General features: G+C 41.2%; 9 protein-coding genes. 2 read left to right on the forward strand and 7 right to left on the reverse strand.

All coding sequences use genetic code 11. The features are described from left to right. Positions 1 to 71: 71 nt before the first annotated feature. The 6 genes from E2P86_RS17140 to E2P86_RS17165 form a co-directional block, all read right to left on the reverse strand. Complete coding sequence (locus tag E2P86_RS17140; RefSeq protein WP_085473628.1) at positions 72 to 1,388, reverse strand: alpha amylase family protein; 1,317 nt, start codon at positions 1,386 to 1,388, stop codon at positions 72 to 74. A gap of 6 nt (positions 1,389 to 1,394) precedes the next feature. Beyond that, on the reverse strand, positions 1,395 to 2,783 hold the full coding sequence (locus E2P86_RS17145) for an alpha amylase family protein (protein ID WP_134433845.1): 1,389 nt from the start codon (positions 2,781 to 2,783) through the stop codon (positions 1,395 to 1,397). A gap of 66 nt (positions 2,784 to 2,849) precedes the next feature. After that, positions 2,850 to 4,535 carry a DUF5018 domain-containing protein gene (locus E2P86_RS17150; protein ID WP_159451852.1) on the reverse strand — a complete coding sequence of 562 codons (1,686 nt, stop codon included), beginning with the start codon at positions 4,533 to 4,535 and terminating at the stop codon, positions 2,850 to 2,852. 20 nt (positions 4,536 to 4,555) lie between these two features. Beyond that, a complete protein-coding gene (locus E2P86_RS17155) occupies positions 4,556 to 6,247 on the reverse strand; it encodes a RagB/SusD family nutrient uptake outer membrane protein (protein ID WP_085473625.1) in 1,692 nt (563 codons plus the stop codon). Between the two features lie 12 nt (positions 6,248 to 6,259). Then, entirely contained in the window at positions 6,260 to 9,457 is a 3,198-nt protein-coding gene (locus tag E2P86_RS17160) for a SusC/RagA family TonB-linked outer membrane protein (protein ID WP_134433846.1), read from the reverse strand. Between the two features lie 456 nt (positions 9,458 to 9,913). Further along, on the reverse strand, positions 9,914 to 11,209 hold the full coding sequence (locus tag E2P86_RS17165) for an MFS transporter (protein ID WP_234991250.1): 1,296 nt from the start codon (positions 11,207 to 11,209) through the stop codon (positions 9,914 to 9,916). Positions 11,210 to 11,477: 268 nt separating this feature from the next. Here E2P86_RS17165 and E2P86_RS17170 point away from each other — a divergent pair, with 268 nt between their 5' ends. Next, entirely contained in the window at positions 11,478 to 12,707 is a 1,230-nt protein-coding gene (locus tag E2P86_RS17170; RefSeq protein WP_085473623.1) for an ROK family transcriptional regulator, read from the forward strand. Positions 12,708 to 12,769: 62 nt separating this feature from the next. Here E2P86_RS17170 and E2P86_RS17175 read toward each other — a convergent pair whose 3' ends face one another. Further along, complete coding sequence (locus E2P86_RS17175; protein WP_134433847.1) at positions 12,770 to 13,360, reverse strand: porin family protein; 591 nt, start codon at positions 13,358 to 13,360, stop codon at positions 12,770 to 12,772. Positions 13,361 to 13,630: 270 nt separating this feature from the next. Here E2P86_RS17175 and E2P86_RS17180 point away from each other — a divergent pair, with 270 nt between their 5' ends. Beyond that, on the forward strand, positions 13,631 to 16,645 hold the full coding sequence (locus tag E2P86_RS17180) for a glycosyltransferase family 117 protein (protein ID WP_134433848.1): 3,015 nt from the start codon (positions 13,631 to 13,633) through the stop codon (positions 16,643 to 16,645). Positions 16,646 to 16,695: the final 50 nt, after the last annotated feature.

Raw genomic sequence — 16,695 nt, forward strand, 5'->3', positions numbered from 1 at the left:
CGTATGTGGGGAGATAAGAAATAAAAAAGCGAAACCAGGTGGTTCCGCTTTTAACATATTTAACGTGTGTTTTATTTTTTTAGTCCCGTGGCTAGGTGATTCCACCAGCCATAATTTATAATGTGAACAATATCAAAAACCATCGCTCCTTTCGATTTGGCACGACACATTTGCAATGCTTTAATAAACTGCTCAGGGTTATCTTTATATTGCTCGACATACAACCCAGCATATACAGGCGTTTTCCCCATAGTAACTTTATTGACAAGCTCCGCAGATCCTTCGACGGTATACCAATCCTCTTTCTTCACCACCAACCCGGACTCCAACGTTTTTTTCGTTGTATCTTTTTGCGTTAGCAATTCCGTTTTCTCCACCTCAAAATAGTAATTACCGGTGGTGAACAAATCCAAAGCTTCGGCATAACCGTAGTTTTTGTAGTTCGGCGTTGCCCACTCAAATTCAGTACTTGGATCATAGGATTTACTTGCAAAATTCACGCCGACATCAAAATACAAAGGATACCAAGAACCCGTATAATCGCCAAAGATAAGCTTAGGATTTATTTTTTTAAGCGCATCTCTTGTTTCATAAATAAAATCATGGATTATCTTGGCGCGCCATTCTAACCACGGTTTAAACAGCTTTCCTTCCTTTCTTTCTTTGTTTTCAAAAGAGAAAATATCCGCCGGAAAATTTTCAACCTTCTGTCCCATATGTGTTTCAAAAAGCGCTCGACTTTCCGAAGAGAAATCCGCATTCAAATTATCAAAACGAACCCTATCCAAGATAATCCCATCTAACGTCGGATACATTGTTACAAGTTCTTTTAGAATAGATAACTCATAATCTCGAACCTCTTTTAGTGCAGGGTTAATCATTGCCGAATACTTACTTTTCTGCTCGGTAATTGGCTTAAACCCTTCGGGTAAATAGGAAATCGTCTGCCAGGCTGCTTTTGTCGAGTCACTGTATACAACCCCGCGATCAAAGAAATTATGCCCTGCTACAAAAACATTGGTTGATGCATGAACCTTAAGTCCAAGCTTATGCCCTTCGGTAAGAAAGTAGCTCAACATATCCCAGGTGGTGTCTTTAACCATCTTTCCCTCCCCCCAGCTTTTCATCACTGGAGCAATAGCGCTCGGATAAAGTACTTCTCCTGTAATCGGTTTAACATCGACAACCACATCTGTAATCCCGACCTCTTTGGATTTTTGAAGATAGTATGTAATCGAATCCTTATTACAAAAACGATCGAAATTAGCCGTTGCATCAAACCAAAGGATATTGCGCTCTACAAAATAATCGTTCCCACCCGCAGTATCTTTTGAAGATGTACAGGACAGAAAAACACTAATAAAACATAAAGAAAGTAAACGTACCATTTAAGTTTAGTTTTTAATACCAGCCTTAACCGCATCAAAAAGCGGTTGTTTCAATTGATTGTACTGCGGCGCATACATGTGAACCACATCGAATAGCATAATTCCCCCTGATGTTCGGGAAAGGATGTACTTGATCGCTTTTGTTATTTCACCCTTATTAGCATAGCTTACATTTCCAACATCAATACTACCATACACTGGAACTTTATTTTTTGTAATGTGAGAAATGCCATTTAGAGAACCTTCAATACTCCACCAATGATACTTCAATCCCGCGGTAACCGGATTATCAGCTAATTTGATTTGGGTAAAATAGTTACCTGTCATCAAGATATCTAACTCTTCTGCATAACCTGTCGCACCGTAACCTGGTGATGCCCAATCAAAACGAACCTCGAAATCCTGGAAAGGATCGTATTCTTTACTCGCCCAGTTTACCCCCACTTGATAATACGTCGTATACCACGCTCCCACATAAACGCCAAATTCTACATTTGGTTTAACACTCTTGGTTGCAGCTCGTGCTTTACCCATAAAATCCTTAATTACTTGTGCGCGATAAATTAGCCATTGCTTATAGTATTTACCTGTTGTGGCTGGTAGAATCTGCCCGGAACTCTCTCTCCATGTAGCAACGATATCCTCTGGAAAACGCATGTTCTTCGCTTGTGCATCGTTATACTTCGTCTCTAGAAAAGTAATAAACTGCTGTTTACTCAGGGGCGAAAAATCTGCCGATATATCTGTATATCTACCATAGTCAAGGATCATTCCATCCAGGTCAAATTTCCCAACAATCTCTTTAATAATATTCAGCGCCTTCTCTTGCACCTCGGCGGCTGCCGGGTTAACAAAAACATTTTTTCCTGTTTCTGAAATAGGACCCAATGTTCCTGTCGTATTTTTAACAACAATAGATTCGTATTTACTCCTGTACTCTGGATTATCGTATACATACCCAAACCCGCGACGATCACCATCCACAAAAGTAACCATAGAAAGATACACCTTTAACCCTCTTTTTTTCGCTTCGGAGATTACAAACGGCACATAATCTGATAACCTTGTTTTTCCGTCCCGCGTCGTCATCTCCCGCGTATAGTTACTCGGATACATGGTGTATCCTGAACTTCCTTTCACATCCACAACTAGCGCTGTTACGCCAGCGTCCTTCAAGGTATCTAAAACAGCCGATATTTCTTTTTTATCACTAAAACGGCCATATGTACCAAAGACATTGGAATTAGCATCCACCCAAACGAGGACCTCTCTTTTCTGTGTGCCAGGTTCCGGCGTTTCCGTTCCAGGATCAGTAGGTTCGGGAGCTTTACTATCTTTCTTACATGAAGAAAACAACACAAAGACCAACGCCCAAATAATCATTTTATAATTCATAATATCTTGATGTTAAAGGCAGCACGACATAGTCGTGCCACCTTGTTTTACCTTTTAATACACCTTTTATTTTATGTCCACACAGTCAAACTGGACACCAACGACATAACCATTGGTAAACATAAAATACAGGTACATATAATAACCGTTCTCTGATAGTGTCATCGCAACATCACCTGTTGCATTGCCATTGACATTACCGCCTGCACCGCTTGGACCGTACTTACCTTTTTCCGGCGCCCAAACTAAACCTGGTGTAGTGTTCGCTGAAGGATCACCGGAGAAACCTCCTTCTGTATCAATAAGGAAGACTTGATCTGCCGATCCCCATGAGAAGCTGTTCACATGGTTATATGCAACAAATTTTGCATTGTTGAATTCAATATAATCCACCGCATTCGCAATAAAGTTAGTCGGTAATTGTGCCAATGAACTCATAATTGCATTGGTGGATCCGCTAACCTTCACCAATCTGTTATTAGAGTAGCCAGCAGCAAAATAATCACTCGCAACATTTGTTGGCGACGTATGGATCATATCAATATTATTGTTACTCCATGAATAATCTGTCATCGTAACCATCTCCGGTGTTTGGGAGACCAAAGCGCCATTCACCACTCTCCAACGCGCAAAACTACTTGATAAAACACCCACCACTGGAGCCGTAATAATAGCATCTTTATTCACATCACCGATGACGGAGAACTTACGACCGAATCCTCTTCCTCCTGTATTCCATTGAATAAATGGTTGCGGCGTACCTGTAACTGAAGATAATTTCCAGATATTGAAAACAGCCCCATCATTTGGTGCGAGGTTACATACGAATATATTTCCACCATCATCCGCCGTCGTGTAGAAATTCTTCAGGTTTCCTTTAATGGCTCCTAAGTCGATTTCACCAACTTTCTCACCTGTCAACGCATTGATATAGACACTATTTTGGTTACGTGTATTCAACACCACATATTTACCTGTAGCGGCGATACCTCCCGTAACATCATCCACCATAATACCAAGATCACCTTTCAAGCGTTTTGCAAAAAGCACTTTGGCACTTCCCGGACGAATACCTTTAGCCAGCTTCACCGCTTGTACCAATTGAAGGGTATACTTACGTTGCGCATTGCCTACGGACGATACCACAAAAGGTTTTGGACTACTTAGGTCAACAGCCCCGCCATTCGCAATAGAACCACTGGAATGCTTGTTGATGGTATAAGACAATTTAGCATTGTTTAAGATCGTCCCCGGTACCACGGAGAAGTTAATGCGATCCCCAATGATGATCGCCTGAACCTCCTGCGCATTCCCCCCTTCGTCGGTATAATTCAAAACAGCATTTGAAACAACCGTGTTTCCAGCCTTATTAGCGACAACAACATAATTTTTTACTACACCTGACCCCGAAGTAACCGTTAGTGGTTTGGGCGTTCTCAAATCCCAAAAATCACTTAATGACGGTGACACCATCGCGTCCGATGGCACGGTTGCGCGAATCAACACTTTGGAAATATCCATCTCATTATCGCTATCAATCGGGTAATAGTAATCGATATCCAAATAAACAGTATCATTACTGATACGGCCTTCAAAAACCCGATCTCTACCTCTACCCTCATAGGTTGCATACACGTCACTAATTGTGTTTCCTTCATAACGTGCCCGGTATTCCACCTTTTGACAGGAGGCAATCAAAAGTACACCCAGGGCCATGAAACAGGCCACTGGATTTTTATATATATTTTTCATTTCTAGCCTTTTAAATTTATTTACCATCCCTTGATTTGTTCTAAAGCATTATTACGTTGTACCTCTGCTTCTGGAATCGGCAAATAGTATAATGCACCAGTAAAACTCCGATCGATATTATCGGCCGAAACTACCTGATAACTACTGCCTGTAAATTTATGTCCTGTAAAACGAACGCCGTTCAACACCAAGTGCGCTTTACGCCATCTTCTAAGGTCCCAAAACCGATGCCCTTCAAAAGCCAACTCCACTTTACGCTCATGTTCAACTAAAGCCATAACGCCTCCTTTAGTGTTCGAAAATACTTCCGGTAAGCCCCGTTTGCTTCGTAGTTTATTGATCGTCCCCACAGCTTCTGTAAGCTGATTGGTGCCCGCCTGTGCTTCTGCCAAGATCAACAACACTTCGGCATAGCGCAGTTCGATCCAACTTTGGGTGCTTTTGTTAACCACAAAGTTCGTGTTTTTGGGATCCAACATCTTTTTAGCGTAATACCCCGTAACAGTCCTTTTCGGATCTCCCATAGAAGCATATTGCATAAAACCCTCCGAATTAGACTCGGCGAGATTTAACGTACGTCCTTTCCAGGTAGCACCATGATGCAATACGGTAGCATAAAAACGTGGTTCTCTATTTGCATATGGATTGGCACTATGTACTGGATTAGTCCACGAGAACTTTGTTCCATCGGCCATCTCAAACTCATTCACAAGCTCCGCAGTCGGCACTCCATAAACAAGAGTATTCCCTGGTGCATCAGCAGGAGGCGCAAACCCCAAATCATATTGGTGCGTCATCTGCGGTGCAACAAAATCGACGCGAAATATCGCCTCTTTGGTATTCTTGTTGGTAAAGATCGACGCAAAATCAGCATCCAAATCATACAAACCCTCATTGGCCAAAGAAACCACCTGATTTGCAGCATTCATCGCATTCGTATAGTAGGTAACGGCCTTTTCCTGTGAAATCCCCGTCAACGGATCTGAATTGAACTGTTTACGATCATTCTCCGCAATGGAAGCGGCATAAATCCAGGTACGTGCCAACATTCCATATGCAGCCCCTTTGGTGGCACGACCGGCCAGATTTGTTTTTCCTAAATTTTCGGCAGCAAAAGCAAAGTCCTTTGCTATAAAATTCCAACACTCGTCTTCGCTAGCACGTGCCTGATCCTTATTCGCATATTGCTCGAGATTCTCTCGTAGAATAACACTTCCATGGATACGCATTAACCAGAAATACGTGTACCCTCTTACAAAACGTGCCTCCGCTTCATATTTAATTTTTTGTTCATCGCTCAGTTTAGATTTTTTAACTAAACCATCCATAAACTCATTAATACGTCTAATACGCGCATAACCGGTGGTCCAGTAGTTTAAACCCACACTCCCTGCACTGAATTGGTTTGCGTTAGACACTAAAATATTTACCGTACCATTCCCTGCCGTAGTCGACGTATACTTCATAATGTCAGACATCGCATCTGTCGCATTATCATAGCCCAAACCCGGGAATAGTCCGAATTGAAAATTCTTAAACTCGGCATATAAGCCATTTACATAAAATTCTGCCGAAGTAGGATCATTCCATATATCCTCCTCCACATAGCGATCGACCATCGGAATGTCTATTTTACATGCCTGGAAAAAACCCACACTTGACAACAACATCGTCCCAGCAAGTAAAGCTCTTATTTGTTTTATATTTTTCATGTTTCAAACGTGTTAGAAGGTGACATTAAGACCAAATGAATAAATCCGTTGTTGCGGATAGAAACCATTGTTTACATTTGGCATTTCCGGATCCAAATACTTGAGATAATCAAACGTTAATAAGTTGGATCCTGTGGCATACAAACGCACCTGTTGCAACTTAGCCCCGCCGATCCAGTGCTTTGGTAAGGTATAACCAATCTGAACCGATTTTAATCTTAGATAGTCACCTTTACGAACCCATCCTGAATTTTTATGTGCATTATGCGGTGAAAGCTGTGCTTTATACGCGGTCATACGTGGAAATTCGGCGTCGGTATTTGTAGGGCTCCAAGAGTTTTCCATCAGGAAGTATGGCGAGTTCCCGTAGCCATAAAATGTACGCGTAAATGGCGAGTTATCATCTACACCAGATGTGCCTGAAGAACCCTCATAGGTACCCGCTAAATTCACACTTGCACGACCAGCCCCCTGCAATAGTGCAGAGAAATCAAACCCTTTGTAGGCCAGGTCAATATTTAAACCATACATCAGTTCCGGGAAGTTTGGACGTCCCATATAGGTCATATCATCGCTTCGCGTAATACGTCCATCTCCATTCAAATCACGGTATTTAAAGAAACCTGGTGCCACAATTCCTGCTGAAGGTGAAGGTGTGTTGCGTGCTTCCTCCCATGATTGAACCATCCCATCTACAATAAATCCAATTTTGGTTCCAATTGGTTTGCCAATCAGACTCTGCCATGATGGAATATTATCTCCTTCATTCAACTTCAAGTACTGATTTTTTGCCCAGTTCAGATTTCCGGTTAGGCGCATTTGGAATTCACCAAAGCTTTTATTAAAGCGTAGCTGTGCATCAAATCCTCTGTTATCCACTTCACCAATATTAGCCGTTTCAGGAAAATAACCGCCTATTGATGGAGGAAATAGCGATCCCACAGACCCAAGAATACCCTTGGTATGCTTATAATACCATTCAAAATCAAAACCAAACATCCCATTTAGGAAATTAGACTCGAAACCAATATTACGTGTAAAAGTCGTTTCCCACCTTAGCCCGCTATTAGGCGGAGCCCCTGTAAAGAGAGCCTTTGCTGGTTGCCCATTGATAACCGTCACAGGTGATGATGTCATTGAAAATGTAGATAAGTATAGAAAAGGTTGAACCCCTCTGTCATTACCCGTTTTTCCGTACGATGCTTTTACTTTAAAGAAGTCAATAAATGGAACATTTTCCTTGAAGAAAGACTCATCACTCGCAACCCAACCTAAACCAACAGCTGGAAACATCTGCCAACGGTTATTTTTTGGGAACCATACTGAAGCATCCCAACGATTGGCTACTTCTAGCAAGTAACGTGACTTGTAACCATACGTACCTCGGAAAATATAACCCGCTTTAGATTCAGGTGTATTGCTACTCCCTGTAGGTGCCACACGATCCTGCTCATCCGAACTTCCCAAATCAATTTCCTGAAGAATTGTTATGGGCAGATTACTAGCTCCTGCAGAGAAAATATTTCCTTGAGACCTGGAATAATCATATACCGCCAACAATCCCACCGTATGATCTTCATTAAATGTTCTATTATAAGAAATCGCTGGTTGGAATGTTTTACGTTGTGATGTGCTATAACTCTGACGTAAAGAGTTTTTCGAAATTCCGGGTACAGTAGTCATGTAAACGAAGTCGCCCGTTACTTGTTCCCGCGCACGTCCCATCGTCTCATACGGAGTCAACCAGTTCTTTGTTTCTCTACCTGCCCAATCGAAGGAAGTGATTAAACGCATCTCCAGCCCCTCTACTCCCGGTACTTTAAAATTAATGTTTGCCGTACCTTCCAACACATTCCGAATGCCTTTCTGATAACCAGACTGCTGGACAGAAGCGATTGGATTTACATATCCTGCATTGGAGTTATAACTCACAGGCAATCCATTAGGGGCATACATAGGCATATTCGGCAGCATACGAACCGCTTGGTAAAAAGGGTTCATATAAGCCGTATTATCCGGCGATATACCTGGTGTATTCCCCAACTCTTGGCGTAAACCAATGTTGATGCCTGCCGTCAAATATTGATTGATTTTTGCCTCCACATTGGAGCGAACATTATACCGTTTGAAATTCGTATTCTCGACCACCCCATCTTGGAGCATATGCGATACCGAGGTAAAATAGTTTACATGTTCACCCCCGCCAGTCATCGTTAAGCTATGGTTTTGAGAAGTACTATTCTTACCCAACAACAATCCAATCCAGTCGGTATCCCCAAATAAAGGATTTGTATTCGTTCCATTACGTAAAGCATCAATCCATTCTTGTGCATATAATTGCGGAACAGGATCAAATCCGTTGTTAATCAAGTAATCGTTATCAACATCAGTCGCTTTATTATACCATTCCATATAATCCGGACCATTCATAAACTCTGGGAAGCGCGTATTTTGCCCAATGCTAAACGCCCCATTATAAGAAAATTTAGGCGCTCCACTTTTACCTTTCTTCGTGGTAATCATGATAATACCACTAGATCCACGCACCCCGTAAGGCGCTGTAGATATCGCATCTTTTAAGAAACTCATCGATGCAATCTCGGTAGGATCCAAATAACTGAAGGAAGAACGCTCAACTCCATCGATAATAATCAAGGGAGCACTGTTTCCATACGTTGACATACCACGAATCCGCAAAGTTGCATCATCAGCTCCGGGACGTCCTGACTGTTGCAAAGTTGTTAATCCCGGAACTCGCCCAGCCAAAGCATTGGTGATGTTCATTGCGGGCGCTTTACTCAACTCTTCCCCAGAGATCTGCGCTACCGACCCAATAACATTACGCTTTTTCTGCGTCCCGTAAGCAACTACAACGACCTCATCGATGTCTGAACCTTTCGTTTGCATACGCAGCACTATAGCCTGACTGCTGGACACACTCACATTAGCTGCCTCATAGCCTACATAGGTAAAATCCAAAACCGCTGGATATTTCTCTGCTTGAAGTTGGAACGTTCCTTTTGCATCCGTCAATGCAGTTTGCGTCGCATTCCGAACCTTTACTGTAACGCCAGCCAACGGTCTATTCTGTTCGTCCAAAACGGTACCACTAACGGATACCTGCGCATGAACCATAAACCCTTGCACCAACAATACAAGTAAGAAACAGGCCCGTAAGCAACAGGAACCTATACTGTTTAAATACTTCATAAATGATTGTTTATAAAAAATTAGTAAATAATTGTTTCGATAATTTGGCTTTTTTACTACCCATTGGTTAGTCGGGTATCTTGTAGTTAAATATTCATCTGAATCTCCCTTTCTAGGAAAAAACAGATAATGTTCTCTTAATTTTTCTATTATTTATTACCGCTAAAACATCGGTGAACATGTTTTTCATGCCAAGAATATACACGACAACCGTGTAGACATGCATGCACATGGGGGACTTTTCTTATCATAATAAAAGGGTTATCAGGTGTTTATGAGGACTAAATAAGAAAAAAAATGTCAAACATCCAATTTAATTTTAATTTTTTTTCAAAATAGATGTGTTGATAGTTTTTTATTTCAAAATATTAATTCTCAATTAGAAATAATATTTTGAAATAAAAAAAGGCTGTATCTAAATGAGATACAGCCTTTTTTTACACCGACTTACGTTAGTTACTCAGCAATTTCCTCTTCTCCCACAATCTCCTCGGGTTTCCGAAGCGGCACCAACCAGGTAACAACGAACGCTGGAATCGTAGCGATTAACACCCAAATAAAGAACTCCTTATACCCAAGCAAATCGCTCAACCAGCCACTGATCATAGATGGAATCATAAAGCCTAGATTCATCAATCCACTTCCGAAGGCATAATGCGCCATCTTATACTTCCCTGGCGCAATATTCTGCATCATAAATAAAATCAATCCAACAAAACCAAAACCATAGCCAAAATATTCCACCACAACAGCCGTTCCGATTACGTACAAATCAGTCGGCATGGTAATCGCCAAAAAGGCATAAGCAGCAAATGGAAGGTTAAAAAAGGCACATAAAACTAGAAGAGTCTTACGATCCAGCCCCCGCTTGGCAATAAAGTTTCCGGCAACAATAGACCCTAATACAAAAGCAATCGCACCGAACACACCGTACAATAAACCAATCTGTGATGTCGTCAGCTCCAAGCCGCCTTCTGCTCGTGTTGACTTAAAGAACAGGGGGATAATCTTAATTGCCTGCCCTTCCGCAAAACGATAAAAAACAATAAAACAGAGACTGTACCAAATGTTTTTCTTCTGAAAGAAGCTGATAATCACATCTTTTAACGTCGCAAACCCTTCCCGAACACTCCCGGCCTTAGCAACACCTTGGCTCGAAGGCAAAACACGCATATTATAAATGCCAAGTAGGAGCATAATAATTCCGTAGGCAAACATCACGACCATCCAGGCATTGGTTATGCCGATCTCTTGTTCCAATTGTCCTGCCAGATAAACCAATGCTCCACCAGAGAATACTTTAGCCACATTATAAAAGGCACCTTGCCAGCCGACATATTTAGCTTGTAGTTTGGGAGACAGCTCATTCAAATAAACGCCATCAGCAGCTGTATCATGTGTAGCTCCACTAATCGCAATAATCGTCAGAATCGCAATAGAAAAACTAAAGAAATGATCCAGTTGAAGGGTCAACCCAAGGAGACCAAAAAGAATGCCCGTAAAAATCTGCGTAATATATACGAAAAATTTCTTCGTTTTATAAAGCTCTAAAAAGGGTCCCCAAAGAGGCTTTAATGTCCACGGAAGCATAATTAAAGAGGTCCAAAATGCAATTTGGGTATCCGAAATCCCCATGTTCTTATACATGATGGAGCTTGCTCCCGAAAGGGCTACAAAGGGTAAACCCATCGCAAACCACGTAGTCGGAATCCAGTACATTGGATGTAGCGCTTTTGCTTTATTATCTGCCACTATATCTATTATTTATTAGGTTTGAAAAATTGTTAATTCGAACAACAAGTAGCCTAGATGTTGCCCGATTCCCCTTCTGTCTACTTTCTCATAGGTGAAACAGAATTAAAAGCCAATTTTATTAAAAATAAATGTAACAACCAATTTATTATTAAAATAATTTAATAATTAAGGTTGCAAAAACAATTTACTTACACATTTGACCGCTTAAGTAACTTTTTTATTATATTTATTCCCAAACAAAGTTAAATTGAATTATTAAACAAAGATGAGTTCGAATTTTCTATCAGATTTACATAAAGCTTCTTTAGCTGGGGTAGCGTATAAAAATGTTATTCTCAAGAAAAAGATCCTTGCTCATTTTGCCCTTCATGAGCAAGCAACCATTGCTGAATTAAGCAAAGAATTTAACATAAGTATACCAAAGATCAATGAATCTATTAATGAGCTTATTGCTGAAAAGCTCGTTAAAGATTATGGTAAATCGAGTTCCGGGATCGGTCGGAAAGCGAGTACCTATGGGCTGGAAAGCAATGCCGCCTTTTTTATTGGCGTACAAGTTGGCTCTGACCAAATCAGTATCGCCATGATCAATATCAAAAAAGAGTTGATCGGCTATAAAGAAGAAATCCCGTTCCGCTTAGAGAATAATGAACAATCGCTTCAAAGTATTTGCAAAGAGATCAAAGAGTTTATAAATAAGTTAACGATAAAACCAGAGAAGATACTGGGTGTAGGCATCAACCTGTCCGGCCGTATTAACTATCGGACGGGTTATTCATACAGTTACTTTAACTTCTATGAAGATCCCTTATCGAATTACTTCGAGCAGGAGTTAGGAATTCCGACTTTCTTAGAAAACGACACGAAGGCATTGGCATATGCCGAATTTTCCAATGGTGTGGTTACCACGGAAAAGGACACTTTGTTTGTCAATGTAGATAACGGTATCGGGCTCGGGATTATGATCAATGGACAGCTTTATTATGGAAAATCGGGATTCTCCGGTGAATTTGGCCATATTCCTATTTTTGATAACGAAAAAATATGTAAATGTGGTAAAAAAGGATGTCTGGAAACCGAGGCATCGGGTTATGCACTTCGCAACAAAGTTATTGAAGAGATAAACAATGGCGGAACCAGTATCTTAACCAAAAAATTCAAGAACATACAGGATATCCGACTTAATGATATTATCCAAGCAGCAAAAAAGGATGACAACCTGGCTATTGAAGCGATTAACGATATTGGTGAAAAACTAGGTCGCGGAATCGCCTCTCTAATCAACATCTTCAACCCAGAGCTTATTATTATAGGTGGCGTACTCGCTAATTCAGAAGAGTATTTATCACTGCCGCTTAAAAATGCTGTCAATAAGTATTCGTTATCCATTGTCAACAAGGATACCAAAATTATGATGGCGCCTTACAGCGAAAAAAATGCAGCGGTCGGAGCAAGTCTTATCCTACGAGATCGACTGTTATCGATTATCGAATAATAAACAAAAGCCAGCCTCTTTGTCAGAGAGCTGGCTTTTACGCACTAAATAGGATTAAAAATCTAGAAAATGTATTTAAGACCAAACTTCAAACCATTCTGGAAGCCAGAGTTGATTCCAATATTGAAGTCGTTTGAAGTTTCACCGTCTTTTGGTTTTACGGCTGTCCACCCTGCTAAACCAAAGGAAGCCTCAATAGAGAATTTACTGCTCAAGAAATAATCAATACCTGGAGACAATTGAATACCGTATCCCGTAAATTTCTGCTCTACTTTTGTTCCACTATCTTCCGTGGTACCCTTACCAAATGTAACCGGCACTGCAGCCTGACCAAAAATAAAGAAGTTGTCGGCAACACCCCAGTACTTACGCACCAATGGTTGCGCAATAAAAGCATTCGATTTTACCACATCTGCCAAAACTCCTGTTTTATCTTCTGACCCTAAGTATCCTACACCTAAACCCACAACCGTAGTCGGTGCGACAAACGTTCCCACTACAGGAAGCACACTGTAATTTTTTACATTTCCATCCGACTGCGTTCCGTAACCAGCCTCACCCATAATAAACCACTTGCCTTTAAATCCTTGCGCATGTACTGCCGTTCCCCCAATGAAAGCCAAAGCAATAATTGATAATAGTAATTTTTTCATAGTGTTTGATTTTTATTTACTACTCAAAAGTAACCGCAAACACCACGAAAAAATATGATTGTCATCAGTAATAAAAATAAGTCTAAAGACATTTTAAACCGTATAAAACAACCTTAAACTTTCCCCTAAACGGGATAAAAACGTTAAATAATGTTAATCAACCTGTTGGGTTATTCTCTTTTAGTTAATTTAATATGATGGTTGTCACTATAGTCCAAAAACAAGAAATGGGCAATCCTATTAAGGCATAACGCAATTATTATTTTTAGTATGAATTACAATAAGATCAACAACATTACGGGGTGGCTATGTGCCATCTTAGCGACACTTACGTACATCCTTACCGCTGACCGTTATACCAGTTGGTGGGATACCGGTGAATTTATTGCGTCAGCCTACAGGCTACAAGTTGTTCATCAACCAGGTGCGCCGCTTTTTCTAATGATCCAAAATGTATTTTCAAACCTAGCACTTGGTGACCCGACTAAGATTGCTTATGCGATGAATATTGGTTCCGCGATCTGTAGTGGACTAACTATCCTCTTTCTATTTTGGACCATTACCGCACTAACCCGTAAAGTATACCTCAAAGAACAGGCATCACTAACAAACGGACAAACGACATTGGTGATGCTAGCGGGCACAATTGGTGCTTTAGCGTATAGCTTTACCGATAGCTTCTGGTATTCCGCAGTCGAATCCGAAGTGTATGCTATGTCCTCCCTATGTACCGCTGCCGTATTTTGGTTAGCCTTAAAGTGGGAGCGGCGTGCGCATGAAAAGGACGCCAGCAAATGGTTGATCTTAATTGCCTACATCATGGGGCTATCTATTGCCGTCCACCTACTCAACCTGCTTACTATCCCTGCTATTGCGCTTATCGTTTACTTTAAACAAAAAGAGAGTATTACGGCAAAAGGAATCACTAAAGCGCTAGGAATAGGCGTCATAATTTTAGCGTTCATTCTTTGGGGAGTAATACAATACACCGTTCGAATAGCAGCAGGTTTCGATGTTTTCTTTGTAAACAAACTGGGCATGGGATTTGGTTCGGGTGTTTTATTTTTTGCGTTCTTACTTGTTGGATCAATTGTGTGGGCCCTGATTTATAGTGTTCGTAAACAAAAACAGATTCTAAATACGGCGCTCTTAGCATTCAGCTTTGTACTATTCGGATATACGTCCTACAGTATGCTGATCATACGTGCAGCAGCCGATCCGTCCTTAAATAATAATGCCCCCGATAATGTCTTTTCTTTTTTAGGATATATCTCTCGTGAACAATACCAAACAGAACCCCTGTTTAAAGGGCAAACTTTTGATGCCCAAGTCGCTGATGCGACCTATTCAGAAACCTATAAGAAAGGAACGAACACATATGAAAAGAAGGAAGGAAGACCTACGTATCGCTATACCAAAGAAATGTTTTTCCCTCGGCTGTATAGTGATAAACACAGCGATTACTACCGCAGCTATTTAGGGATACCCGAAGGGCAGTCGCCCTCCTTTTCCGATAATGTAAAGTTCTTCTTGAACTATCAAGTAAATAATATGTATACGCGTTATTTCTTGTGGAATTTTGTTGGGCGGCAGAACGATGAACAAAATTATGGAAACACAAAAGATGGAAATTGGATAAGCGGCATAAAACCGCTCGACAATGCGATCGGTACACCTAGTGAATCTCCTTCGGAAACGATTACAGCAGACCCAAGCCGCAATGTATATTTCGCGCTCCCCCTATTCGTAGGTATTTTAGGTCTATTATGGCATATCCGCAAAGACCGTCGATTCGCAGGCATTGTTGCACTCCTCTTCTTTTTCACAGGTCTCGCTATCGTTATTTACCTCAATCAAACGCCGATGCAGCCTCGTGAACGCGATTACGCTTACGCCGGCTCCTTCTATGCCTTTTCCATTTGGATCGGACTTGGCGCGGTAGGTTTAACGGAATTTCTTCAACGAAAAATGTCTCTACGAACGGCGACGATATCTGCTGGAGTACTCTGTTTTCTGGCGGCTCCAGTATTGCTGATTAGTGAAAACTGGAAAGACCATGATAGAACGGGGCGTTCTTTAGCTCGTGATGTAGCATACAATTACCTGGTATCATGTGAACCGAACGCCATTTTGTTTACATACGCTGATAACGACACTTTCCCGTTGTGGTATATCCAAGAGGTGGAAGGGGTACGAAAAGATGTACGCATTGTAAACCTCAGCTATCTGCAATCGCACTGGTATGTACGTCAACTTGATAATAAGGTAAACGATGCAGAACCTGTAAAGCTGGGCTTCGAGACTAACAAATTAAGAGAAGGGGTACGTGATTATCTCCCTTATATTGACCAAGGGATCACTAACCATGTCGACTTAGACACCTTACTGGCATTCTTAACGTCCGATAACCCAAAGAATCAGGTGCAAACACAACAAGGAGCTCCATTAAACTATTTACCGGCGAAAAAGATTGAAATGCCGGTTGACAAAAAAGCTGTCCTTGCACATCATACAGTGCCGACCGAATGGCAAAACCTTATTGTAGATAAAATGCAATGGGATTATCCACAGAATTACATCACGCGTTCGGAGCTAAGTTTAATGGCTATTATCCTGCAAAACAACTGGAAGCGGCCGATATATTTCACCAACTACCTGCCAACGGAAAATCTGGCAGGCCTAGAGAAGTACGTAGTCCAGGAAGGTTTAGTTAAGAAACTCTTGCCCATCGCCCGTCCCCAAGGAGAGTCGCAACAGATCTTGGTAAACACTCAGAAATTATACGAAAATGCCATACATAATTTCCGTTGGGGTAAGTTTAACACGCTGGATCATATCGACGTAGACGCACGCCGATTTATGGAAGGTTTTGTATATCCAGATGTCTATACACGCGCCTCCGCGTCCCTAAAACATGCCGGCCAGCTGGATAAGGCACGCGAAGTCGCCCTCAAATCGATGGAGGTTTTATCAAAAAAACCATATAGTATACGCGAAGCTTACTACTATAGTGATATCGTTGATACGTTATACAAAACAAAAGAAATAGCGCTGGCCAACAAATTGACAAAGCGTAATATTGAATTTATTCAGGAACAAGTTGAACATGTGGAAACATTGGCGCGAGATAAACCAGCAACACTGGATTATCGCACGATACAGATAGCATTAGCAACCTTGGAGGTTTATGACGCGATCCTGCAAGGGACAGATCAAAAGGAAATGTATGCTGCCGTTAACACGGTGTACAACAACTACAAACAACGATACCAAATAGCGGAATAAAAGTAAAGGGGAGCATGATTTATGCTCCCCTTTACTTTATTATAGTAATT

The sequence above is a fragment of the Sphingobacterium psychroaquaticum genome, assembly GCF_004421025.1.
Classification (GTDB): domain Bacteria; phylum Bacteroidota; class Bacteroidia; order Sphingobacteriales; family Sphingobacteriaceae; genus Sphingobacterium; species Sphingobacterium psychroaquaticum.

Coding starts and splice junctions, on each gene's coding strand:
- E2P86_RS17140 (WP_085473628.1), bottom strand. CDS start 1,388: ATGGTACGTTTACTTTCTTTATGTTTTATTAGTGTTTTTCTGTCCTGT.
- E2P86_RS17145 (WP_134433845.1), bottom strand. CDS start 2,783: ATGAATTATAAAATGATTATTTGGGCGTTGGTCTTTGTGTTGTTTTCT.
- E2P86_RS17150 (WP_159451852.1), bottom strand. CDS start 4,535: ATGAAAAATATATATAAAAATCCAGTGGCCTGTTTCATGGCCCTGGGT.
- E2P86_RS17155 (WP_085473625.1), bottom strand. CDS start 6,247: ATGAAAAATATAAAACAAATAAGAGCTTTACTTGCTGGGACGATGTTG.
- E2P86_RS17160 (WP_134433846.1), bottom strand. CDS start 9,457: ATGAAGTATTTAAACAGTATAGGTTCCTGTTGCTTACGGGCCTGTTTC.
- E2P86_RS17170 (WP_085473623.1), top strand. CDS start 11,478: ATGAGTTCGAATTTTCTATCAGATTTACATAAAGCTTCTTTAGCTGGG.
- E2P86_RS17175 (WP_134433847.1), bottom strand. CDS start 13,360: ATGAAAAAATTACTATTATCAATTATTGCTTTGGCTTTCATTGGGGGA.
- E2P86_RS17180 (WP_134433848.1), top strand. CDS start 13,631: ATGAATTACAATAAGATCAACAACATTACGGGGTGGCTATGTGCCATC.